The sequence below is a fragment of the Staphylococcus sp. ACRSN genome, assembly GCF_022346615.1.
Classification (GTDB): Bacteria; Bacillota; Bacilli; order Staphylococcales; family Staphylococcaceae; genus Staphylococcus.
Genome location: NZ_JAKRNS010000012.1, coordinates 50,646 through 74,973, shown reverse-complemented (window position 1 = coordinate 74,973; position 24,328 = coordinate 50,646). Strand labels below are relative to the sequence as shown.

The window sequence follows — 24,328 nt, the reverse complement described above, 5'->3', positions numbered from 1 at the left end:
TATGATACATGCAAATTGAAGACTTGAAAACATTTAAAAAAGTTTGTGATTTGAAAAGTTTTACTAAAGCAGCTATCGAATTAAACTATGTACAATCTAATGTTACTGCCAAAATTAAACGCTTGGAAAAGTATTATGATACACAATTGCTTTATAGAGATAAAAAAGAAGTGACACCTACAGCAAAAGGTCATGTGCTCTTATCTTATATTAATGAAATCCTTTCATTAACTACAAAAGCAGAAGCGGATATTGGTAAAGTGAAAGATATAACATTACAAATTGGCTCAATTGAAACAATTGCAGCAACTAGATTGCCGGAAATATTGGAAGCTTTTCGTAAGGAGGACAAGAATACTAAATTAAATGTAACAACAGGTTCATCTAAACAGTTAGTTGAACATATTAAAAATAGAAATCTAGATGGTGCTTTTTTATCTGGAGTTGTTAACGAAAAAGAAATTATACAAGTTCCTTTATACGAAGAAAAAATGGTTGTTATTTCTCAAAAGGGGAGTACTGACTTATTACAAAATAGCTTGCCTCAATCAATTATTGTCTTTGAAAAAGGATGTTTTTATAGAAGTTACTTTGAACAATGGTTGAAATATAATTGTATTTCGGTTCAAAGTATCATGACATTAAACACTTTGGATGGGATTTTAGGTTGTGTAAAAGCTGGCATAGGCATTGCAATGCTACCTTTTTCTGTTATAAAAAATAGAGCTGATATTGATGTCGATTTTTATGAGATGAATGAAATTTTTGAAGATGTACCCATTTCATTTGTCTATCGAAGAGATAATATTGGTACGCCTGCATTTTTACAGCTGTTATCAATTTTACAGGATGAATGAGTGTAAAATGGTAAACCTTTAAATAACTCGATCGTATAGTTAAAACCTTTTTTGTTAAAATAAGTTGATTTAATTTCTAATAGGAAACGAATTTGATATGCTACTTATTAGCTATTTATATTTTAAAAATATTCTAGTATTTATTGTGTACTGAATAAACATTTGATATTAGGGTAGAGTTGGAAATAGTTTCGCTACAAATGTGTAATGCTTTGTATGATTTTCAACTTGTTTACGAAAGGGAGAATAATTATGACAAAGAAAACAGTTTATGAGGTTATTGATACTGGAATTAATTATTTATTGTCAGGATATGAAAAGTGGGATAATGATCAAGTTTTAGATGACAAATTTGAATTATTCCCAAATACGATTCATTGGCAATACGGACATGTATTAACAATATTTGAATCCGGATTATCTCTTTGTGAACAAAACGAAGTGGATATTGTTAAATATAATGAATTATTCGGATATGGAAGTTCACCTGAAGATTGGGGAGACAAAGAAATCCCATCTATTGATGAAATCTTTAGTTATTTAAAAACATTGCCTGAAAGATCTCGAAATTTAACTGATCAACAATTAGAAGAAGAATTAACTGAGACAATTGCAGGTTGTAATACGTTGGATGAATTGCTTGTATTAAATGCGATTCACATTCCATTACATGCTGGTAAGATTGAAGAAATGTCCCGAGTATTAAAAGAGCAACAATAAATAAAAGGAACAAACACTAATTTGACGACTCCACTTATAAAAGTGAAGTAATACATTAGCGTTTGTTCCTTTTTTAAGATTAATTATTTTTGTAAATCTGCAATTGCTTTTGCAATAGAATCGAATACATGTGGAATGTCTTCTTTTTCAACACAACTAAAGGCAATTCTAATATCGGTTTTATTTAATGCAATGATACCGATAGAATAATTTTCAATTAAATGTGTACGTAATGCCTCAGGATCTACACCTTTGACTTGTACAGCCATGAAGTAGCCAGAATTAAATTCATAAGGTTGCCAGTATGCCACATATTTATCATCATATACAACCTCTTTTGTTACTTCATATCTAGCTTGTAAAGTTTCAATATTTTGTTGAATTTCTTTATCAAACGTTTCGTTATGTTCTAAAACATATTTTACAGCACTTTGGGAAGGCATTGGTCCACTTGAAATATTACTACGTATCATACCTTTAACTTTGGCTTCTAACACGGATTTCGTAGTTTCATCATTGACGCCAAAAGTAATAAATCCAACTCTTAAGCCCCATGCGAAAAATTCTTTCGTCGCACCATCTAAACGAATAGGGAGTAAATTGTTTAACTGTAAGTTTGTTAATGCAGTAAATAAAGATTGAGTGTAAACATCTTCATAGAATAAGCCATAATATGCATCATCAACAAGTGCAATAACATTAGTACCACGTTCAGCTAATGATTTAATTGCAGAAACAATTTTCTCAACTTGATCTTTAGTAGGCGTGTAACCTGTAGGATTATTTGGATAATTTAAAATTAAGATTACTTTATCTTTAGTATAATTATCAAGTGTGTTAACTAAAGCATCTGTAGTATAGTTACCACTTTCATCGAATATATCATACGTTTCGAAAACGGCACTGTGTCTTGTGCTATAAACAAGTTTGTAGTTGCCCCAATTATGTGTTGGAAGTAGTATTGTATCACCACTATTCACAAACATATCACCAATTAATGATAAACCATGAGTCAAAGCATTAGTAACGATAGGTCTAGTCATATCTGATTTTTTTAAATCAGGGTTTTCTTTTAACATTTTTTTCTGCCATAAATCGCGTAAAGGTTCAATTCCTTGTGGGGGAGCATAAGGGAAGATTTCATCTGGTTCTAATTGACCAAAAACATCATTTAAAGTATCGGCATACATTTTTTTATCACTATATGTTGCCATACCAATCGTAGCATTATATTTTGTTGATTTTGCTTCCGCAGATTGAGACAAAATACCTTTTGGATAATACATTAATTTACCTAAATCTGAGAGCATATCTGCTATTTCTGGATTTGATTTAGATAATTGTTCATTTAAATCTAAAGCTAATGGATTCATGGTTGGTCTACCTCTCTTTACATATTGTTACTTTCTATATTATCTTGAAATGATTTAAAATTAAAGTCCTGACCACATTTTAAACAAAAATTATAAGAAACTGACCTTTTTAGCGAACATACGTTCTATTTTTGTGTTAAAATAAGCACAGGCCATCAAACTCCACATGGCACTTTTTACTGTGGGAGGTGTAGTATGATTACGTGGTGGCAAGAAATAATTGGAACTTTACTAACAGGTTGCTTGCTTGTTATTTTCCGTGTTTGGTTAGAAAATAAATGGAAAGATAAATAGGCAAGCTCACACAAAAAACCCCAAGTCTGCGACACCAGACTTGGGGTTGTGTAGTATAATTCGTGGATACACAATAATTTTATCATCAAAGGTGTAACTCTGCAAACAATATATTTTATTGTATATAATAGAAATAAGGTAAATCATATACTAATAAATTTATTTGTATGTTTAGGAAATTAAATTAATTTTTGCTATAATTACAATGTTTGAGGTGATAAATTGAAACATTTAACTAAGATATTTGTAACTTTGGCAATAATCTCATTTGTAGTAGGTTATTATTTACAAGCTAATGGTAATGAATCATCAGGTGTGAAATTGCTAATTGCTGCTATTATGTTTATGATTTGTGCGTTTATTAATCGTAATAATAATAGAAAGCAACGAAATAAAAAATGATAATAAAGAGGCTCAACTGTGTATGTTTCATATACTCAATTGAGTCTCTTTTTTTAATTTTTATTGAATATAATGCAATTTCTATTTACAAAACTATCATAATTGTATATATTGTATATATACAGTGGTAAGGGAGGACGTTAATGAAAATACTTTTGAAAAACAATAGTGAGAGCCCAATATATGAACAGATAAAGCAACAAATTAAAGAAAATATTTTAAAAGGATACGTTGATCCTGGCGAACATTTACCTTCTATGCGTGAACTTGCACAAGACTTGAGTGTAAGTGTAATTACTACGAAACGCGCTTATGAAGACTTAGAAAAAGATGGATTTGTCTTCACTATTAGAGGGAAAGGTACTTTTGTTAAGGAACAAGATAGCTCCATATTAAAAGAAAAGCAGTTTATTGTGATTGAGTCGTTGGCTAAATCTTTGAGTAAAGAAGCTAAAACAATCGGAATGCCTCTATCAGAGTTGCAAGATATATTGGCGATGATTTATGAGGAGGACGATGAATGAACGCAATAGAATTAAATGCTGTTAATTATCAATATGGAGATTTCGAATTAAAGGATATTAATTTTCATGTTCCTAAGGGTTATGTTACTGGATTTATTGGTTCTAATGGTGTGGGCAAAACCACAATTATAAGAATGATAATGGATTTAATAGAGCCAGAAAATGGTGAGATTCTTGTCTTTGAGAAAAGTATGCGTGAGTATGCTGTAGAATTGAAAAATAAGATAGGGTTTGTGTATTCAGATCTTTACTTAAATGAGAAATGGACTGTAAAAAAGATTGAATCATATATTTCGACTTTTTATAAAAATTGGAATCATGATCTTTTTTCTTATTATTTACAGAAGTTCAATTTATTATACAGCATGAAAATTAAAACTTTATCGACAGGCATGAAAATGAAATTATCCATTGCAATCGCCTTTAGTCATCATGCGGAATTATTTATTCTAGATGAGCCGACTTCTGGTTTGGATCCAATTGTCCGTAATGAAGTGTTAGATATTATACAACAGGAACTTATAAATGAAGAGAAGACTGTCTTTATATCAACACATATCATATCAGATTTGGAAAAAATTGCAGATTACTTAATTTATATTAAAGATGGAGAAGTTGTTTTAAATAACTACTTAGATGAAATCATGAACAAATATAAAGTAGTAAAAGGTGACTCAGATGAATTGGATGACGAATTATTTAGAATTATGAATTATTATGAACAAAATAAGACTGGCTATGTTGCTTTAACGGATCGAGCCAATGTATTTAAAGAAATATTTGGAAATAAAGTAGCTATCACGAGACCTACGATTGAAGAGCTAATGGTTTATTTAGAAAAAGGCAAAAATAATTTAATGCATCATAATTTGGATTAGGATTGAGGGAGACAGTATATGAAAAATTTACTTATTAGAAATTGTAAACTTCGTAAAAAGACCATTATTTTGTATAGTTTCTTACTCATTTTTGCACCGATCCAATTGTTAATAAACAATGATTTATTAATTATTAGAATTTTATCTTCAATCGTTGCCTTAGTCATATTGTTTGTTTCATTATTGGATTCAGGTCATGCTTTTCGTTTCCATAGTAGATTAGGACACAAACGAGCTTTTGATTTTTTTGGTAGCTTACCAATTTCTAAAAAAGATTTACTAAACTCACATTATTTAACGATTTTAATGTTTACTTTAATTGGAGCAGGTATTTTATCCTTATATAATATACCAAATTCGACTGTCACAAAAACAGGGATTTCTTATAGTATAACCTTACCGTTTTCTTATATAGCGATTAATTTGTTCGCTGTCCCAATCGCATTTAAGAGAAATTTAGAACAGAAATCGGAGAACATATCATATTTAGTATATTTATTGGTAATGATATTGTTTATTCCATTTTTAATGATATTAATTGCTATAGGTATACAATTCTTAATTGGTCATGAACAAATCTATATGGACTATTTAAGTATTCTTTATAAATATGGTTTTTTAATTATTAGCATTATTTTCTTTATAGGTAATTACTTTATACAATATAAAAAAATTAGCAATATACAAAAGGAGGCAAATTAATGCAATTACAAGACATTACTAAAACCTATGGTTCAAATAATGTGCTAGATCATATTGATTTCGACTTTGGTCACAGTCAAATTGTAGGTTTGATAGGTAAAAATGGGGTCGGTAAAACGACTTTAATGAAGGTTATGAATGGCAATATTATTAATTATAAAGGTGATGTAAAAATAGGAAATAAAGATAATATTGGTTACCTGATTGAGCATCCGAAATTATATGATAATAAATCAGGAATGTACAATTTAAAATTATTTGCGCATGTATTAGGAAAAGGGTTCGATAAAAAATATACAGATTATATTATAGATGCTTTTGGAATGAGACCTTATATTAAGAAAAAAGTTAAGAAATATTCAATGGGGATGAAGCAAAAATTAGCCATTGCTGTATCGTTAATGAACAAACCGAAGTATCTTATATTAGATGAACCTACAAATGGTATGGACCCAGATGGTTCTATTGATGTACTTAAGACAATTCAAAATTTGGTAAAAGAACTTGATATGAAAATATTGATTTCAAGTCATAAATTAGAAGATATTGAGTTGATTTGTGATAGAGCGGTATTTTTAAGAGATGGAAACTTCGTTCAAGATGTAGATATGAAGTCAGGTGCCCCTACAGACTCAACTGTAGTAATTGTAGCAGATAATGAATTTGATCAAACATTAGCACATTTAAATGAGCATTATGAAGTGCTTCAATCAATGAAAGAAAATAATGAAATTATTTTAAAAGCGCAAAAGAATTATAAAGTCTTATTAAAAGGGTTAGCATCCGTTGATGTATATCCTGAATTTATAGAAACACGTAAGAGCTCACTACGTGACACATACTTTAATATTAACCAGAAAGGCGGGAAATAATGAATAGTTTACAGTTAGTAAAATACGATATGTATAGTATTTTAAAAAGTCCTTTAACTTATTTAGCATTACTTTTAACAATCATTCCATTAATTGGATTCACTGTTTTGTTTGTTCAACAATCGGATAAAATGGATGGAAGTATATTACTATCAGCTGGAAGTTGGTTCTTCTCTTTAATGGGATTATTATTTGTAATTAAAACGATTACTAGAGATATATCGCAAGGCACAATACAGTTATATATGAATAAGAAGTCAAGTCGTGCAGGATATGTTATCGCTAAAGTAATTTCAATTTTATTAATCTCAATTTTGATTACTGCTGCACTTGTAGTATTTGTTTTAATCGTACAAGGTATTGTTGATGGTAAAAATGTAAAAATAGAAAAGTTCTTTGATTTATTATGGTTCTTCTTTATTTTCCATTTGTTCTATGGATTATTATTGTATCTATTTTCATTAATAGTACCAAAAACGGCATTGATTTTTACTTTAGGTATCTTTTTAGTATTAATTGTTCCTTTTGCAGAACCATTTTTACCAATGATTCCGAAAATAGGTGACGATATTAAAGATGCATTAAAATATATACCATTTAGTTATTTAACTTCAAAAACAACATCAGGGGATTATACTTTTACTCACTGGCAGTGGTTCATTTCATCTGCATCAATCGTTCTGTTATTTGTTGTTAATTTATTCTATGTAACTAAAAAAGATATATAAGTATTAACCGAAGACTTCAAAAATAAAAAGACGTATGAATAAGCGGTTAGAAAAACCCTATTCATACGTCTTTTTTTAAATGGTAATAAGTTTGTCTAAAATTGAATTATAAACATGTTCCCACATTTTAGAATCCGTTTTAAATCGGTTACTAATAATAACATGAGTTTCTGCAACTTTATCATCATATGTAGGGTCATTTTTATCCGGTAATTCTGCTCGTGTTTCCTCCACGAAGTGTTGTACTTGTTTAGCCCGTGGTCCCCACACAGAAACCTGTTCAAAATTATCATTTAAAAATACAAAAATTGGAATTGAACGCGCTGTTCCATTCGTTAAGTATTGATCGATTAAATCAGTGTTTTCATCACGATGGAAGACACGTACTTCCAAATTTAAATTCTCACTTATGTGTTTTAAAATTGGTATATTCATCATGGCATCGCCACACCAGTCTTCTGAAATGACTAAGACTTTACTATAGTTTGCTGATTTAATTTGTTCTAATCTTTGATCATTATCAGGTAAAGAGAATGAATGATATATTGATTCTAAGTTCTCTTTATTTTCAGTCATAGCTGCAATATACTGATCAAGTGGTTGACTGTTTTTGAAATAAGTTTCTAAACTTGTCATACTACTTCCCCCTTTAGTTTATTAGCTATTATTATATCAATAAATTTATATGAAAGAAAATTTTTAATACTTATAAAAGTAATATGTTTTTAAAAGTATAGTTTATGGATGAAAGTATGATTTTCCTATGCTATATTTATTACGTGATATGGATGTGGTGAAAAATTGAACTTGTATAAAAAGATAACATGGATATTGATATTGTTTAGTGTAATTTTTATTATAGGTTTTGTAATAATCGTAGTAAATCACAATAAAGGAAATGCATATACAAATTTATCTAATTTGAAAATTGATAAATTAAAAATAGGTTCGAAATTAAATCAACGTCAATTTTATAAACGTGAAGATGTAACTTTAAAGAAAATACATGTGTATTCGATGGTAACACATCCTGATTTTATTATTATAGTTAATAAACATAGTGATAGAGTAGTTGGGATGACGTTAATAAATGATGAGAAATTACATACAAATTATGGTTGGAACATCGGAGACGATATTTCAAAAGTTAAAGCATCACTTGGTAAAAATGGTGATGAGAAAGCCTTACATAATGGATTTAAGTCATTGATTTTTATTGATAAAACACATAAAATAAAGTTGTTTATTATACATAAACACAATAAAATTAAAAAGATTGAAATTCATAATATATAACAATTTAAAATGACATTGCCATTAGCTATGTCATTTTTCTATACTAAAACATAATGAAGTGAATTTAATTCTAAATTTGAATGGCGGTAGATATTTTGGATAAAATCACTTTTTTAAATGAACTAGAACAAGAGCTAGATAATTTACCAAGAAGTGAAAGAGATAAGGTAATGTATGAATATGAAGATTACTTTTTTGAACAAGAAAGTGAAGGGAAAAATGAATATCAAATCATAGGTGCATTAGAGTCACCAAAAACAATAGGAAAAGAGATAATGGCGAAAAGTGCAATTGCTTCTGCGGAATATAAACCGAATGCAAGAACAATTATTCGTGCTATTATGGCTTCACTTGGTATGGGGATATTATCTGTTGTGATAATCTTAATTCCAATGATATTTGTTGGTTTTTTCATGGTAATCTTATTATTATGCTCATTATTTTTTACATTAAGCCCAGTTCTATTAATTATAAATGGTATATTTAATAACAATATAAGTTTTGCTGTCAGTAATTATTTATTTGCGATATCTTATACAGGTTTAGGTATCGTACTCTTCGTTTCGATTGCCAAATTAGCTCAGTTTGTATATCGCTTGATTTTAAAATATTTACGTTGGAACATTAAAACGATAAGAGGGAGTGCAGTTGAATGAAGAAGTTGTTCATATGTGGGTTGATTTTATTCATTGTGTGCTTCCTCTTGGGCTGCTTAACTTGGTTTGGATTTGAACAACAAAACAATAAATTAAATTCAGTAAATAAAAGTTTTGATTCCAACAAAATAGATAGTGTTCATTTAGATAGCCAAAATAGTACAGTTAATATTAAGAGAGGTAACACTTTTTCTGTTAAATACAGTGGAAAAAAGAAGCTTAGTATTAGTGAGTCAAAAGGGCTGTTGAACATTCAAGAAAACAGTAATAGCGAAGATCATTATGGTTTGAATTTTAATCTATTCAGAAGAGTAAGTGATCAGATGACAGTTACTGTACCAGATAAACAGTTGAAAAAATTGAATTTATCGTGTGAAACAAATACGACTACAATAAGCGATATTAATATTAAATCAGCAAGAATTTTATTTAATGATACTGGTGGTGCACGTTTAAAAGTAAATAATTCAAATATAGAAAATATGTATTATAGGGGAACGAATTCACCTGTTCATATAGACAATAGTGAATTATCAAATGCCAATTTAAAATCGAAAAATGAAAGTATATTAATTAATAATTCTTTAATCGAGTCCTCTGTATTATTGGCTGATAAAGGTAATATTGACTTAAATAAAATGGATGTAAAATCTGATTTTAAAGCTTCTACACAACATGGAGACATTCAGATGAGATATAATAATGAACCAAAGAACACTTTACTTAAACTAAACCCTGAAAATGGGAAACCACATGTGAATAATAGTGTGTTTAAGGATGATAAAGTAGGTAATGGCGAACATGTTCTTGAATTATATACTAATCATGGTGATATTCATATAAATTAAATAATTAAGTAAAGAACCGATTTTAACGTTTTAAATGTTATCTTCGGTTCTTTTAATTATTTTAATCAGTAGCAAAAGTTAAATCGGTATCTATTTTGCCAGTAATTTGAGTGATATCTAATGAATCACCATTTAACCATTTCGAAAAATCTATTCTTAAAGGTGTATTATTTTCTCCTAAGGATATGGAAGCAATCAGACTTTCTGGTTCATACATACTGGTATGTATTGTACCTGACCAGCTTTTAAATAATTTACTATAAATTTCAAAATCTGGATTATTAAACATTTTAAAAGCATCAATTTTATTCAAGTTATTAGGTGCTTTTTTTAATAATCTAGAGAGGCGTTCTTTAGACTCTTTAGTGTAATTTCTATTTTCATGCGTTAATAATTTAAAGTGATTTGTACATGTCCGATCATAACGCACATCTATTGAACGTGGTGATACTTCGATAATCGCATGGTTTAAATGCTTATCCATGACAATGTAGCTGAATGAACTACGGTGAGGTATTTCTTTTAATAGTTGAATTGCCTCAGGCACATCTTTACAGTATTGAAGTATTAATCTTCCAATCATATAGCAAACAAAGCCATTTCCAGGATGTTTTCTGTGCATAAAATTATATCCCATTGCTAACCCTGCTTCGTTCATTCCATCCATTCTTCCTGTAATTCTTGATGTTGGGCCAATTTGTGCTAAACCACCATCATTTGGTTGAAATAATAAATAACGTCCATCGTATGTTGCTGGATGATAATCATAATTTCTGACCATATAATCTTTACCTAAAAATACAGTACAACCACTATTTTTAAGTGGTGTGAATCGATAATGTGCAAAATTCAGAATCATTTGACTCGTTGGTATATTAAGCACTTCTTGCATCCCGTTTATCTCATCCCATATTTGTGGTGCATATACTTGGAAAATATCATATGTTTCTTTGATGTGAATATCGAAGCGGGGAACACGTTTTTTCCATTCTTTTTCTCTGTTTTTTAACAAAGGTGTTTGTTGCATCCATTGTGCGGTTTGTATTCCTAAATCAAAGTGTGAACCTCGATGTGTTAATATATCTGATTTAACATTTTGCATAAACAAAACTCCTAATTTATTGAATATAAGCTAACAAAATTGTAATTCTATTGTAACTTCATATTAATTGTATTATATAAAGAGAATAGTTATTATAATAATAACATCAGCGAATAACTAATAAAATTAGTTTAACGAGGTGATTATTATGTCAAACTACTATGATTCATTTAAAGACGCCGTATCAACTTGGTGGAATAATTAAATTTAACTTGCTGAAGGTAGTGTGGTAGAAATCTAATTTATCTGAAAAGGTTTTGTTTCCTTCCTTTGCAAGTATGACTAGAATGAATAAATCAATTTTAATGAAGCTTTTTGAATATAATTAGCTATTACCTAATTTATGTTACAGGCTGAAACGTTATTATTAATGTTTGGCCTGTTTTTTTGGTATACATATAAGAAAACAAGTAGGTTGATGATTTTGCTATTTTTATATAGGCGATGAATTTATACATTATTAACATAAAATTACTAAAGAATTTTGTAGAATAAAAGCTAGAAAAGTGGGTATATATTTATTGATGCTTTTAATTGTGCTATCATTAGATATAGACATGTTAATAAATTATTGAGGTGAACAGAAGAATGTGGAATTTTATCAAAGGTTTATTTAAATTTGTTTTCGGTACAATCTTTACCGTTTCATTAATCGCAGGCGTAGGTGCTGTTGCATTTGCCTACATCTTCAAAAAAGATTTTGAAGATATTGAAAGTAAAACTAAAGAAATCGTTTCTGATATTGAAACAAATAATTAATTTATTGATAGAACACGTTAAGTGTTCTATTTTTTTTAGTCGCCGTCCATTCGTGAGCGAAGGCACGAATGGAACGGCGACTTATGCAGTCGGATAGATAACTATATGACATCTTCTATAATTTTAGTGATGTCATATAGTGATAATTTAATGGAACGCGTGGTACCCATGATATTACCTTCTAATGTCATATGTAATAAGTCTATGTGTTTAATACGTAACTGAACCGTTGCTAACCAACCATCTTGAAAATATTCTATTAAAATAGTTGCATCATCATGTAATGCTCGGTGAAGTTGACTATTTAATTCATTTAATTGATCGTCTGATAATAAAGGACGATCAATTTTATTTTGATCAGTAATATATTGTTGAATGGCTTCGAATTGCTCAGGTAAAGTGGCAAACGGTGCCCACTTTACCATACCGCGACCTTGAGGAATATGAGGGTTAAGAAACTCTCTTGGAATCTTTCTATAATCAGTTTCATTTTGATATTGTTTAGGAATCATGAAATCACCTCAACACAATGATAGAACATGTGTTCGTGTTTATCAAGTGTTAAATCAAATTGCAATTTAATGGTAAAAATAGTTAACAAAATGATTTTTGAAGATGATATATTTTCAATTGATTGTTTATTATGCAGATATTTATTAAAATGAAGATATATGAAAATGGAGGGGTTTACATGAGGACGATTGGTTACATAGGTACTTATACTAAAAAAGAAGGTAAAGGTATATATCGCTTTGAATTAGATGAACAAACAGGAAGAGTCACAGAAGTAGTAACTGGATATGAACTAGAAGCTTCTACTTACGTAAATCAACATAATAAATATTTATATGCCATCAATCGTGAAGGCGATAACTGTGGAATTGCAAGCCTAGAAATCCTAGACAATGGTGAATTAAAATTAATAAATAAATGTTTAGCATCAACGGAAGGTACTGGTTGCTATGTGGATATATCTCCAGATGGTAAGTATGTCTTTGAATCTGTTTATGGTGCAGGTTTAGCTAGAATATATGAAGCGAATCCTGAAACGGGTGAAATCATCCGCTTAATACAAGAATTAGCACATGATTATCCTACCGGCCCAGATGAGCGACAAGAAAGCTCACATGTGCATTTTCTAAAAACAACGCCTGATGAAAAATATGTTGTGGCAGCCGATTTAGGAACAGATAAAGTTGTAACTTACGAGTATGGAGATGATGGTTTAAAAGAATATGCAGTTAGTGATTTTGAACCAGGTGATGGTCCAAGACATATCGTATTCCATGAAGATGGTAAACATGCATATATCGTCCATGAAATTTCTAATATGGTAAGTACAGTTGCATATAATAATGGTAAATTTAATGAAATAGAAAGACATTCAACAATTCCAGCTACGTTTGAAGGGGAAACTAAATTAGCAGGTATTCGATTATCAAATGATCAAAAATTTATTTATATTAGCAATAGAGGTCATGACAGTATTGCTATCTTTAAAATTGGGGAGAGAGGTTCTTCAATTTCATTTGTTGATATTGTATCAAGTGGAGGAGAATTTCCACGTGACTTTAACATTACAAAATCAGATGAATATTTAGTTTGTGCACATCAAGAAGGCGATTATACTTTGACGGTATTTAAACGTAATAAAGTTACTGGAGAATTAACTCAAGTTGATCATCAACAACAAGCGCCAGAAGGTGTATGCGTACAATTTTTAAAATAATAACGAAGAAAAGGTATGAGCAATTAGTTGCTCATACCTTTTTAATTATTGAAAAAAGCTTTAATATATTTGAATTTTCCTTTGTAAGGCGGAAAAAATAAACTTGATTCTAATCTTGTTGATTTAAATATATATGATTTATCATGACTAAATGTATTAAAACTATACTTACCATGGTAATGGCCGATGCCAGAAGCACCTACCCCTCCAAAAGGTAAGTTAGGATTGGCAAGTTGCATTACCGTATCATTAATTGCACCGCCACCAAATGAAACCTCTTTTAAGACGCGTTCGGTTGCATTTTCATCTTCACTAAACAAGTATAAACTTAAAGGTTTTGGTTTAGAACGAATTAAAGAAATAGCTTCATCAAAATCATCATAAATAATTATTGGAAGTAACGGACCGAATATTTCATCTTCCATTATCTTAGAATCGAATGTAATACCTTCTAATAAAGTAGGTGCGATAAAGCATTCTGTTGAATCGGTTTCTCCGCCAAAAATAATTTCTGACTGGTGAACTTCAAGCAAATGATTTAATCTATTAAAATGTTTCGCATTAACGATACGCCCGAAGTCAGGACTTTGTTGAATCGATTTACCATAAAACTCAGTTATTGTCTGTTTTAAAGCTTTAACCAATGACTCTTGAACTTTGCGGTGGACCAGTATATAGTCTGGTGCCACACAAGTTTGTCCTGCATTTGCAAATTTTCCAAAGCATATACGCTCACTTGCAACTTTAATATTCGCTGTTTCATCGACAATAACAGGGGATTTACCACCTAATTCTAACGTGACAGGAACTAGATTTTTACTAGCTGCTTGATAGACAATTCTACCAACATTTTCACTGCCAGTAAAAAAGATATAATCAAATGGTAAATTGATAAGTTGCTGAGTGACGTTACTATCACCCTGACATACACTGACGAACTCAGGGTCAAATACCGATTCAATAATATTTTGGATGACTGTAGCAACGTTTGGTGTGAATTCAGAAGGCTTTAATATTACTGTATTACCTGCAGTAATTGCTCCGATTAAAGGCTCTATAAGTAATTGAAAAGGATAGTTAAAGGGTCCAATTATTAACACAGTTCCATAAGGTTCTTTCATAATATAACTTTTAGTAGGGAACATGAAGATAGGTGTGTTAACTTGTTTCGGTTTTGCCCAATTTTTAAGTTCTTTTCGTGCAGTTTTAATATTTTTCAAAGTGAAACCAATTTCTGATGCATAAGTCTCTACTTTGTTTTTTCCTAAGTCTTTCTGAAAAGCTTCGAGTAAATCATCTTCATAATTACGAATACTCTTGCTCAAAAGTTTAAGTTGTTTTCTTCTGAATTTAATATCTTTAGTTTCATGAGTGTCAAAATATTTTTTACTATTATGAAAAGTTTGTTCTATCGCATTCAAATGGAATCCTCCTAATCTGACAAATACCGAATCATCATGCATGGATAAAAAACTGGAACATATTTAAATATGTTCCAGAATTACTATATTAATAAATAAAAATGATTTATTGCTATTTTATCTATATCATAACGTATTAAACTACTTAGTTAAAGTTTCTGTGATTTGTGGAACGACTTGTTTTTTACGGGAAACTACGCCTGGTAAGAATGCTGTGTTATTTTCAAGTTGAACATCGAATGCGACACCCACTTTATCTTTTTCAGCACCTACGACAAGGATTTTTGAGTCACTGTTAATAATATCTGTGATTACAAGTACGAATAAGTCATATTTTTCATTTGTACTTGCTTCTAACATAGCTTTTTCTAATTCTTCTTGACGTACGAAAACTTCATCGATATCAACAGTGTTTACTTGAGCGATACGTGTTGTATATTCACCCATGTTGAAAGATTTTGCATCTGCAGTTAATAAGTCAGTAGCTGATTTATCTGTAGTTGAAGCGCCTGCTTTCAACATTTCTAAACCGTATGCTTCTAAATCAACATCTGCAATTGATTTTAGTGTTTCAGCTGCATTGACGTCCTCTTCAGTACAAGTTGGTGATTTGAATAATAAGCTATCAGAAATAATAGCAGAAACCATTAAACCAGCGATATGCGGTTTGATTTCGAAACCACGTTCTTTATACATTTTATATAAAATAGTAGCTGTACAACCTACTGGTTCAGCACGATAATATAATGGTGATGCTGTTTCAAAATTAGCAATTCTGTGGTGATCTACAACATGCTTAACTTGAGCATCAGCAATTGTATCTGCACTTTGTTGGAATTCATTGTGATCAACTAAGATCACTTCTTGATCAGCTAAGCTTTCATTTAGTAACTCAGGTGCATCTACTTTAAAGTGATCTAAAGCATATTGTGTTTCTGCGCTAACATCACCTAAGCGATATGGTGTAGCTTCTGTGTTACCAGTTTGTTGTTCGAAGTCTGCCATAATAATTGCTGATGAAATTGCATCAGTATCTGGGTTTTTATGACCGAAAATATATGTTTTTGCCATGTTTGAAATTCTCCTTATTTTTATATTTAATTTTATTTTATCATGATTAACAGTTGTTATTCTACTACTGCACCTAATGAATTTTTAAAATGTGTAAGTGCCCATTCATGACCAGCTGGATTAAACGAGGCAACACCTTTGTGTGAAATTAAAATATCATAGCCTAAATTGTAAGCAGAAATTGCAGTGTGTAGGACACAAATATCTGTACAAACCCCAACGATTTCAAGTTGACTCACATTTCGTTCCCTTAACATAATATCTAATGGCGTGCCAAAGAATGAATCATAACGTGTTTTATCTAAAAAGTGCACATGTTCATTAAACAAAATATTTTGATAAATATCATTAACCTTACCATATAATTCTCTACCCATTGTCCCTAAAATATTATGTGGTGGGAAAAGCTTACTTTCTGGATGAAAATTGTTATCTTCATAATGTAAATCCATCATAAAAAATATTTGTTGCTTTTTATTATTGTAATGTTCAATTCTCTCAACGATATAATTTTCAATTTGTTGACCGGCTTCCCCACAAGTTAATTTACCGTTATCTGCAACGAAGTCATTTGAATAATCAACAATAATCAGTGCGCTATTTTTCATTTATCTTTTTACACTCCCTAATCATAAAGTTAATAGTCATTATATACTAACTCATTAAAACATCAAAGTTGTATATCGAGGGTTTAAAAAATACGAAATATGTTTAATATAAAGTAATTATAAATAGATATAATACAATAGAAAGGAAGTTACCCATGATAATCAATGCTGCAGATTTTGGATTAAAAGGAAAACGTAAATGGTCAGATACTAGGGCGCTACAGCGTGCATTAGATACTGCAAAATCACACAAGCATGTCACAATCCACATCCCCAAGGGTGAATACCATATACGTAGATCATTAAAAATATATGAAGGTACCACATTATTATTAGATGACGAAACGATATTAAAGAGAAAAGGGAAAGACGCGCTATTAAAAAATGGACGTAAATTCAAATTATATTATGGATATAAGGGAAATAGTAAAATCCATATTGCTGGGGGTACATTCGATATGAATGGTTATGAGTGTCCCTATAACAACACAGCAATGAGTATTGGACATGCAGTAGACATTCAAATCATAGATGTTACATTCAAAGATATTGTAGGAGGCCATGGGATAGACGCATGTGGAATTAATGGATTATATATGAGTAAGTGTAAATTTTTAGGATTCAATGATGATGATGGAGAAAGAAGTTTTTCTGAAGCCATTCAAATTGATTTACAAGTAAAAGGAGCTTTTCCTAAATTTGGTGCAACTGATGGCACGATAACGAAAAATGTAATAATAGAACACTGCTACTTTGGTAATTCACATACACCTACGATGAAGTCTTGGAATCGAGCTATTGGTTCACATGCGAGTAGATTTAATCAATTTTACCAAAATATCCATATTCGCCATAATACATTTGAAGGAATGAACCAATATGCGTTGACGCCACTAAAATATAAAGATACATACATCCACGATAATCGATTTATTAATTGTGTCGGTGGAATTCGATTTTTGGCAGTTAAAGATGGAAAAAATGCTCAAGATTTAAAAGGTAGAAATCAAATGACACAAGCAGGAGAAAACTTAAATATTTATAACAATGAGTTTATAGGTGGGATGTCTAAAGATGCAATACGTATTCAAAGTTACAATGATGTTAAACATAAGCATGTGGTCATTGCTAATAATGAATTTAAAGACGATACACATAAGATACATTTGAATAATATCGAAAAATTAATATTGAAAAACAATAGTCCTGTGAAAGTGTATCATAGCAATATAGTTTAATATTATAAAAACGTTTATACCAAAGGTGTAAGCGTTTTTATTTTGTGTTTTTTTGTTTACTAAATATGCTATAATCAATATAATTATTGTGAATATTCTGTCAATAGTTAAGGGGGATTTTGATGAATAAAATAGACGAAGGGACGAATAGAAATGGACAGTATCTAACATTTTTTTCAAAGAAAAAGAAAGCGTATAACTCAGGGCAAAAAATTGGGTTAGTGTTAGGACCATTATTATTTTTGTTAACATTATTATTTTTCAAGCCAGAGGATTTATCAGGAAAAGGTATATTTGTATTGGCAATAACTTTGTGGATTGCTGTTTGGTGGATTACTGAAGCGATACCAATCGCAGCAACAAGTTTATTACCGTTAATATTACTACCGGTCGGGCATGTGTTGAATCCAGAGGAAGTTTCCGCGCAATATGGCAATGATATTATATTTTTATTTTTAGGTGGATTTATATTAGCAATTGCTATGGAAAGATGGAATTTACATACACGTGTGGCATTGACGATTATCAATTATTTAGGTACAAGTACTGGTAAAATTTTATTAGGATTTATGATTGCAACTGGATTTTTATCTATGTTTGTATCAAATACAGCAGCAGTAATGATTATGATTCCAATTGGAATGGCAATCATTAAAGAAGCACGAGATTTGAAAAATGAATCTATTAGTGAGGGATCACTTAATAAATTTGAACAGTCATTAGTACTAGCGATAGGTTATGCAGGTACTATTGGTGGATTAGGTACTTTGATTGGTACACCGCCGCTTATTATTTTGAAAGGACAATATCAATCTGCATTTGGAGAAGAAATTAGTTTTGCAAAGTGGATGATTATTGGTGTTCCTACGGTCATAGTTTTACTGGCATTAGTTTGGGCGTATATTAGGTTTGTTGCGTTTAAACATGAAATGCGTGAACTTCCTGGTGGACAAAAAGTAATTAAACGTAAACTAGAAGAATTGGGTAAGATGAAATATGAAGAAAAAGTAGTTCAATTTGTATTTGTTTTAGCTAGTTTTTTATGGATCAGTAGGGAATTTTTATTGAAGCAATGGACGTTTACATCTGAAGTAGCAGATGGAACGATTGCTATATTTATATCTGTCTTATTATTTTTAATCCCTGCCAAGAATAAAACGAAGCATAAGCGAATTATAGATTGGGATGTTGCAAAAGATTTACCTTGGGGTGTTTTAATTTTATTTGGTGGAGGTCTAGCATTAGCAAAAGGTATATCTTCAAGTGGTTTAGCTAATTGGTTAGGAGATCAATTACGTCTAATAGAAGGTGTTAGTCCACTGCTGATTGTTATTGTTATTACATTATTTGTACTATTTTTAACTGAAATTACATCAAATACTGCAACTGCAACAATGATATTGCCAATTCTTGCTACTTTATCTGTGGCAGTAAATGTCCATCCGTTATTATTAATGGTACCTGCTGCAATGGCAGCGAACTGTGCATATATGCTACCAGTAGGTACACCACCAAATGCAATTGTATTTGGTACAGGTCGAATTACAATTAAAAAAATGGCGAGTGTAGGATTCTGGGTGAATATCATAAGTGTTATCATTATTGTATTAATTGTATATTTCTTAGTGCCACCAGTTCTTGGTATAGATGTAACAAAATCATTACCATTAAAATAAAAATCAAATTAAATAAAAGCGATAATGCGACACACAAGTGGATGTCAGGCATTATCGCTTTTTATTATTATATTTATGATAGGTTAATTGATTTATAACTTGTATGGTTTAATTTTTAGCTGATAAGTCTAATTTGTTAAATGATCCTATAACAGTAACTTCAAAATCTAAAGTGTTTAAAATTTTAATTACTTTATTTAAATCTTCATTGATAGGTGTATCAGCTTGTACAAAGAAGTGATACATACCTAATTGCGTTTTTAATGGTCGAGATTCTATCCACGATAAATTGATATTAAATAAAGCGAAAGTATTTAATATACTAGCTAGTAATCCAGGCTTATCATATTTAGGTGTAACTAATATCATGCTATCACTAGCATCTGTAACATGCTGAGGGTGACTACTTACAACTAAAAAACGTGTTGTATTATGTGGGAAATCTTGTATGTTGTAATCGATTGCAGTATATCCATAGGCTTCACCGCCACCTAATGGTGCAATAGCCCCAGTGTGATCCGATATTTTATTTAAGCTGCTAATTGTACTTTCGACGTAATCATATTCAAACCCATGTTTTTGAATATATTTACTCGTTTGACTTATTGCAGGCGCGATAGAATAAACTTTATTTATATCCTGAACAGTAGCACTGTCTTGACCATATAATGCAAATTGAATATCTAAATGTAACTCGCCATGTGCATAGATGTTTTGTTGTGTTAAGGCATCAGCAACAATGTTAATCGTTCCTTCAATAGAGTTTTCAATTGGGACAACAGCTATGCTATCATCATCATTTGAAACTGCTTGTACAACTTCATATAAATTTGATTTTGGTATAAAGTCATATTCAGATTCAGATTTGTATTGAACTGCTGCTAAATATGAAAATGTGCCTTTTGGACCTAAATAATAAAGTTTCATAAAGTTACTCCTTAGTCTATATGTTGATTGAGTACTTTTAATGGAATGGACAACCTGTCTGCTCGCTTTTTTTATAATGAAAGTTGGGATCATTTATCTGATTGTTATAGCCGTGATGATAATTAGAAACCAAGGAAGGGGAAAGTGATGGTGCTAACCAAGACCATTTTCCAGTCACTTCCCGTCCGGCATCACGTTCATTTCGTTCAAACATTTCAAATTGTTTTGATGCTGTGAGATGGTCTACAATTGAAACGCCACTCTTTCGGAATGAATGGTAGACAGCATAGTTTAGCTCGACAAGCGCACGATCTTTATTAAAAGTATTATTCCTAAGTGTATCAAATTCAAAAGCTTCTGCAACAGTTTCTAGCAAATTATACCGATAGCTATCAGTAAAGTTTCTAACTGCTATTTCGTTTACCATATACCAACCATTAAATGGTGCCGTAGGATAAGTGATTCCTCCAATTTTTAAATCCATACTAGAGATGATTGGTACTGCATACCACTTAAGACCAAGATGTTTTAATTTAGGGTATTGATCATGAACGATATTTACCTCTTTAATTAAATGTTTAGGATATTCATAGTACTTCATTTTGTCGTTTTGCATTTTATAAATTAAAGGGAGTATATCGAAATCTGTGTTTTTACCTTTCCATCCTAAATGTTGGGCCAATTGTGTTATTTCTTTTTCAGAAGGATCACCTTTGTCTTCGTAACCAGCATAGCGGATTAATTGATTGTTATATATTGTAGGCGGATTTTGATGATTGAAGACAGTTATATATGGCTTAATTCTTCCGTTATTCGTTGCATTGGCTATATGATTTTCTATTTCACTTAAAAATGTATCCTCAGTTTGTATGTGTCTTGCATCTTTTACCGTTAATGAATCCCAGAAAAAACGGCCGATACAACGATTTGAATTTCTCCATGCCATTTTAGCACCATATGTTAATTCTTCTACTGTATGCTCATAGGTGCCTTTAGTATTGATTGCATTTGTTACTTCAGTTAATCGTTGACGCAATACAGTATCACTATAATTTAATTCAGTATACATCGTTTTTATAAACGTTGTGGCTTCCTTTAACATTTTTAACACCTCACAATATATTATAAAATATTTGTACATAAATATAATGAGATATTAAAAAAATTCATTATTTTGTGTTGTTTCAGTCACATAATCATCATAATTTTAATTTTCATATGGAAATTGTACAATATTAATAAGGTATAGAAATAACATAGAGACCATCATATTTGAGGTGCTATCAGTGTTTCTTTTATGCTAAACTAATGGAAAAGCTGATTGGAGAGATAATTGTGTACCAATTTGAAGACGATACATTTGTATTACATAATGATTTATATCAAATTAACATGGCCGAAACTTATTGGAATGATGGCATTCACGAACGTTGGTCCGTTTTTGATTTATATTTTAGAAACATGCCTTTTGATAGCGGTTATGCTGTCTTTAATGGACTTAAAAAAATCATAGATTTTATTAGTGACTTTCATTTTTCAACTAATGATATTGCATATTTAAAATCAATTGGCTACCAAGATGACTTTCTAAGCTATTTAAAGGATATGAAATTTACAGGCCATATTCGTTCAATGCAAGAGGGAGAATTATGTTTTGGAAATGAGCCATTACTTAGAGTGGAAGCGCCATTGATTCAAGCACAGTTAATTGAAACAATGTTACTCAATATCGTGAATTTTCATACGTTGATTACTACGAAAGCGAGTAGAATTAGACAAGTGGCAAGTGAAGATAAATTGATGGAATTTGGTACGCGCAGAGCTCAAGAAGCGGATGCAGCATTGTGGGGAGCAAGAGCTGCATTTATCGGTGGCTTTAATTCTACAAGTAATGTAAGAGCAGGAAAGCTTTTTGATATTCCTGTTTCAGGTACTCATGCACATGCGATGGTACAAGCTTATGGTGATGAATATATTGCTTTTAAAAAATATGCTGAGCGACATAAAGATTGTGTATTCTTAGTAGACACATTTCACACATTAAAATCGGGTGTACCGACAGCAATTAAAGTAGCCAAAGAATTAGGAGATAAAATTAATTTTGTAGGCATTCGATTAGATTCTGGAGATATAGCTTATTTGTCAAAAGAAGCAAGAAAAATGTTAGATGAAGCAGGATTTGAAGATGTTAAAATCATTGCTTCAAACGATTTGGATGAGGAAACAATTATGAGCTTAAAATCCCAAGGTGCCAAAGTTGATTCATGGGGCGTGGGAACTAAGTTGATTACAGGTTATGATCAACCAGCACTAGGGGCTGTCTATAAACTTGTAGCTGTGGAAAATGAAAACGGAGAGTATGTAGATCGCATTAAATTATCAAATAATGCTGAAAAAGTTACTACACCGGGTAAAAAGAATGTATATCGTATTATTAATAAAAAAACGAATAAAGCTGAAGGTGACTATATCACTTTAGATCATGAAAATCCAAATGACGAATCACCATTGAAATTATTTCACCCAGTGCACACGTATAAAATGAAATTTATTAAGTCTTTTATAGCAAAAGACTTACATTGTGATATTTTTAAAGACGGTAAACTGATTTATGAATTACCTAGTGAAAAGGAAGCACAACATTATTTAATAGAAAACCTTTCACATTTATGGGAAGAAAATAAGCGTCATTTAAATCCACAAGAATACCCAGTTGATTTAAGTACTGCATGTTGGGAAAATAAACATAAACGTATATTTGAAGTGGCTGAACATGTAAAGGAGATGGAGGAAGAGCATGAGTAACTTACAAGATATCGTAGTAAAGGAAATGAAAGTTAAGCCAGAAATTGATAGTCAATCAGAAGTACGTAGTATTATTCAATTTATAAAAGGTTATATTCAAACACATTCTTTTATTAAGTCATTGGTATTAGGTATTTCAGGAGGTCAAGATTCGACACTCACAGGGAAGTTATGCCAATTAGCCGTAAATGAGTTAAGAGAAGAAAATATTGATTGTCAATTCATTGCTGTGAAATTACCATATGGTCAACAAAAAGATGCAAACGAAGTTGAAGATGCTCTTACATTTATTCAGCCAGATAAAACTATTACAGTAAATATTAAACCTGCTGTTGATCAAAGTGTGCAATCCTTGAAAGAAGCTGGTATAAATCTAACAGATTTTCAAAAAGGAAATGAAAAAGCGCGTGAACGCATGAAAGTACAATTTTCTATTGCATCTAATAACCAAGGTATCGTCGTAGGCACAGATCATTCAGCTGAAAATATTACAGGATTTTATACTAAATATGGTGATGGCGCTGCTGATATAGCACCAATTTTTGGTTTGAATAAACGTCAAGGAAGACAGTTATTAGCGTATTTAGATGCGCCAAGTCATTTATATGAAAAAACACCAACTGCAGATTTAGAAGAAGATAAGCCACAATTACCAGACGAAGAAGCGTTAGGCGTAAGTTATAATGATATAGATGATTATTTAGAGGGGAAAAATGTTTCTAGTGAAGCAAAAGCCCAAATTGAGCAACATTATATTAAAACTGCACATAAAAGAGAGTTAGCATATACACGTTATTCATGGCCGAAAAATTAATTCAATGGTAAATTTTTAGTGACAAATA

The 24,328-nt window shown here is 30.8% G+C and carries 27 protein-coding genes; 18 read left to right on the top strand and 9 right to left on the bottom strand.

Annotated features, from left to right (window positions below):
* The first annotated feature begins 8 nt into the window (after positions 1-8).
* Together MHZ36_RS11485 and MHZ36_RS11480 are read left to right on the top strand one after the other, a co-directional pair.
* On the top strand, positions 9-857 hold the full coding sequence (locus MHZ36_RS11485; RefSeq protein WP_239231783.1) for a LysR family transcriptional regulator: 849 nt from the start codon (positions 9-11) through the stop codon (positions 855-857).
* Positions 858-1,109: 252 nt separating this feature from the next.
* The gene (locus MHZ36_RS11480) at positions 1,110-1,577 is read left to right on the top strand and encodes a DinB family protein (protein ID WP_239231781.1); all 468 of its coding nucleotides are present in this window, start codon (positions 1,110-1,112) and stop codon (positions 1,575-1,577) included.
* 83 nt (positions 1,578-1,660) lie between these two features.
* On the opposite strand, the gene MHZ36_RS11475 is transcribed toward MHZ36_RS11480, so the two are convergent.
* Positions 1,661-2,950 (bottom strand): aminotransferase class I/II-fold pyridoxal phosphate-dependent enzyme, encoded by a 1,290-nt coding sequence (locus MHZ36_RS11475; protein WP_239231780.1) that lies wholly within the window; start codon positions 2,948-2,950, stop codon positions 1,661-1,663.
* Between the two features lie 198 nt (positions 2,951-3,148).
* Between MHZ36_RS11475 and MHZ36_RS11470 the strand changes: the two genes are divergently transcribed.
* From MHZ36_RS11470 to pmtD, 7 genes are all read left to right on the top strand, one after another.
* Positions 3,149-3,244, top strand: coding sequence for a Trp-rich small protein (locus MHZ36_RS11470; RefSeq protein ID WP_239231835.1), 96 nt, complete (start codon positions 3,149-3,151; stop codon positions 3,242-3,244).
* A 222-nt stretch (positions 3,245-3,466) separates the two neighbouring features.
* Positions 3,467-3,646 (top strand): SE1626 family protein, encoded by a 180-nt coding sequence (locus tag MHZ36_RS11465; RefSeq protein ID WP_239231779.1) that lies wholly within the window; start codon positions 3,467-3,469, stop codon positions 3,644-3,646.
* A 143-nt stretch (positions 3,647-3,789) separates the two neighbouring features.
* Positions 3,790-4,170, top strand: a complete 381-nt coding sequence (gene pmtR, locus MHZ36_RS11460) for a PSM export ABC transporter transcriptional regulator PmtR (protein ID WP_239231777.1) — start codon at positions 3,790-3,792, stop codon at positions 4,168-4,170.
* Positions 4,167-5,048: a phenol-soluble modulin export ABC transporter ATP-binding protein PmtA gene (gene pmtA, locus MHZ36_RS11455; RefSeq protein ID WP_239231776.1), complete on the top strand. Its 882-nt coding sequence runs from the start codon at positions 4,167-4,169 to the stop codon at positions 5,046-5,048. Before pmtR ends, pmtA begins: the two co-directional genes overlap by 4 nt.
* Before the next feature lie 18 nt (positions 5,049-5,066).
* Positions 5,067-5,750: a phenol-soluble modulin export ABC transporter permease subunit PmtB gene (gene pmtB, locus MHZ36_RS11450; protein WP_239231775.1), complete on the top strand. Its 684-nt coding sequence runs from the start codon at positions 5,067-5,069 to the stop codon at positions 5,748-5,750.
* Complete coding sequence (gene pmtC, locus MHZ36_RS11445; RefSeq protein WP_239231774.1) at positions 5,750-6,622, top strand: phenol-soluble modulin export ABC transporter ATP-binding protein PmtC; 873 nt, start codon at positions 5,750-5,752, stop codon at positions 6,620-6,622. The genes pmtB and pmtC overlap by 1 nt, the downstream gene beginning before the upstream one ends.
* Complete coding sequence (gene pmtD / locus MHZ36_RS11440) at positions 6,622-7,350, top strand: phenol-soluble modulin export ABC transporter permease subunit PmtD (RefSeq protein WP_239231773.1); 729 nt, start codon at positions 6,622-6,624, stop codon at positions 7,348-7,350. Before pmtC ends, pmtD begins: the two co-directional genes overlap by 1 nt.
* 75 nt (positions 7,351-7,425) lie before the next feature.
* On the opposite strand, the gene MHZ36_RS11435 is transcribed toward pmtD, so the two are convergent.
* Positions 7,426-7,986 (bottom strand): thioredoxin family protein, encoded by a 561-nt coding sequence (locus MHZ36_RS11435; protein ID WP_239231772.1) that lies wholly within the window; start codon positions 7,984-7,986, stop codon positions 7,426-7,428.
* Between the two features lie 165 nt (positions 7,987-8,151).
* Here MHZ36_RS11435 and MHZ36_RS11430 point away from each other — a divergent pair, with 165 nt between their 5' ends.
* From MHZ36_RS11430 to MHZ36_RS11420, 3 genes are all read left to right on the top strand, one after another.
* A complete protein-coding gene (locus MHZ36_RS11430; protein ID WP_239231771.1) occupies positions 8,152-8,646 on the top strand; it encodes a hypothetical protein in 495 nt (164 codons plus the stop codon).
* Between the two features lie 95 nt (positions 8,647-8,741).
* On the top strand, positions 8,742-9,302 hold the full coding sequence (locus MHZ36_RS11425; protein ID WP_239231770.1) for an HAAS signaling domain-containing protein: 561 nt from the start codon (positions 8,742-8,744) through the stop codon (positions 9,300-9,302).
* Positions 9,299-10,150: a DUF4097 family beta strand repeat-containing protein gene (locus MHZ36_RS11420; RefSeq protein ID WP_239231769.1), complete on the top strand. Its 852-nt coding sequence runs from the start codon at positions 9,299-9,301 to the stop codon at positions 10,148-10,150. Before MHZ36_RS11425 ends, MHZ36_RS11420 begins: the two co-directional genes overlap by 4 nt.
* Positions 10,151-10,211: 61 nt before the next feature.
* Here the strand turns inward: MHZ36_RS11420 and MHZ36_RS11415 are convergent, their stop codons facing one another.
* Positions 10,212-11,252 carry a C45 family autoproteolytic acyltransferase/hydrolase gene (locus tag MHZ36_RS11415; RefSeq protein ID WP_239231767.1) on the bottom strand — a complete coding sequence of 347 codons (1,041 nt, stop codon included), beginning with the start codon at positions 11,250-11,252 and terminating at the stop codon, positions 10,212-10,214.
* A gap of 588 nt (positions 11,253-11,840) precedes the next feature.
* Between MHZ36_RS11415 and MHZ36_RS11410 the strand changes: the two genes are divergently transcribed.
* Positions 11,841-12,011 carry a hypothetical protein gene (locus MHZ36_RS11410; RefSeq protein WP_119486039.1) on the top strand — a complete coding sequence of 57 codons (171 nt, stop codon included), beginning with the start codon at positions 11,841-11,843 and terminating at the stop codon, positions 12,009-12,011.
* Positions 12,012-12,112: 101 nt separating this feature from the next.
* Here the strand turns inward: MHZ36_RS11410 and MHZ36_RS11405 are convergent, their stop codons facing one another.
* A complete protein-coding gene (locus MHZ36_RS11405) occupies positions 12,113-12,523 on the bottom strand; it encodes a YolD-like family protein (RefSeq protein ID WP_239231765.1) in 411 nt (136 codons plus the stop codon).
* 179 nt (positions 12,524-12,702) lie between these two features.
* Here MHZ36_RS11405 and pglS point away from each other — a divergent pair, with 179 nt between their 5' ends.
* Positions 12,703-13,740, top strand: a complete 1,038-nt coding sequence (gene pglS / locus MHZ36_RS11400) for a 6-phosphogluconolactonase (RefSeq protein ID WP_239231764.1) — start codon at positions 12,703-12,705, stop codon at positions 13,738-13,740.
* A 41-nt stretch (positions 13,741-13,781) separates the two neighbouring features.
* Here the strand turns inward: pglS and MHZ36_RS11395 are convergent, their stop codons facing one another.
* The 3 genes from MHZ36_RS11395 to MHZ36_RS11385 form a co-directional block, all read right to left on the bottom strand.
* Positions 13,782-15,161 (bottom strand): aldehyde dehydrogenase, encoded by a 1,380-nt coding sequence (locus MHZ36_RS11395; RefSeq protein WP_239231762.1) that lies wholly within the window; start codon positions 15,159-15,161, stop codon positions 13,782-13,784.
* Positions 15,162-15,302: 141 nt separating this feature from the next.
* Positions 15,303-16,232, bottom strand: a complete 930-nt coding sequence (locus MHZ36_RS11390; protein WP_239231760.1) for a manganese-dependent inorganic pyrophosphatase — start codon at positions 16,230-16,232, stop codon at positions 15,303-15,305.
* A gap of 56 nt (positions 16,233-16,288) precedes the next feature.
* The gene (locus MHZ36_RS11385; RefSeq protein WP_239231759.1) at positions 16,289-16,840 is read right to left on the bottom strand and encodes a cysteine hydrolase family protein; all 552 of its coding nucleotides are present in this window, start codon (positions 16,838-16,840) and stop codon (positions 16,289-16,291) included.
* A 155-nt stretch (positions 16,841-16,995) separates the two neighbouring features.
* Between MHZ36_RS11385 and MHZ36_RS11380 the strand changes: the two genes are divergently transcribed.
* Together MHZ36_RS11380 and MHZ36_RS11375 are read left to right on the top strand one after the other, a co-directional pair.
* The gene (locus MHZ36_RS11380) at positions 16,996-18,078 is read left to right on the top strand and encodes a glycoside hydrolase family 55 protein (protein WP_239231757.1); all 1,083 of its coding nucleotides are present in this window, start codon (positions 16,996-16,998) and stop codon (positions 18,076-18,078) included.
* Between the two features lie 122 nt (positions 18,079-18,200).
* On the top strand, positions 18,201-19,754 hold the full coding sequence (locus tag MHZ36_RS11375; protein WP_239231755.1) for an SLC13 family permease: 1,554 nt from the start codon (positions 18,201-18,203) through the stop codon (positions 19,752-19,754).
* Between the two features lie 108 nt (positions 19,755-19,862).
* On the opposite strand, the gene MHZ36_RS11370 is transcribed toward MHZ36_RS11375, so the two are convergent.
* Together MHZ36_RS11370 and MHZ36_RS11365 are read right to left on the bottom strand one after the other, a co-directional pair.
* The gene (locus MHZ36_RS11370; RefSeq protein ID WP_239231753.1) at positions 19,863-20,681 is read right to left on the bottom strand and encodes a prephenate dehydratase; all 819 of its coding nucleotides are present in this window, start codon (positions 20,679-20,681) and stop codon (positions 19,863-19,865) included.
* Between the two features lie 37 nt (positions 20,682-20,718).
* Positions 20,719-21,783, bottom strand: a complete 1,065-nt coding sequence (locus tag MHZ36_RS11365; RefSeq protein WP_239231752.1) for a nitric oxide synthase oxygenase — start codon at positions 21,781-21,783, stop codon at positions 20,719-20,721.
* 233 nt (positions 21,784-22,016) lie between these two features.
* Here MHZ36_RS11365 and MHZ36_RS11360 point away from each other — a divergent pair, with 233 nt between their 5' ends.
* Entirely contained in the window at positions 22,017-23,486 is a 1,470-nt protein-coding gene (locus MHZ36_RS11360; RefSeq protein WP_239231751.1) for a nicotinate phosphoribosyltransferase, read from the top strand.
* Complete coding sequence (gene nadE / locus MHZ36_RS11355) at positions 23,479-24,300, top strand: ammonia-dependent NAD(+) synthetase (protein WP_239231750.1); 822 nt, start codon at positions 23,479-23,481, stop codon at positions 24,298-24,300. Before MHZ36_RS11360 ends, nadE begins: the two co-directional genes overlap by 8 nt.
* The last annotated feature ends 28 nt before the right edge of the window (positions 24,301-24,328 follow it).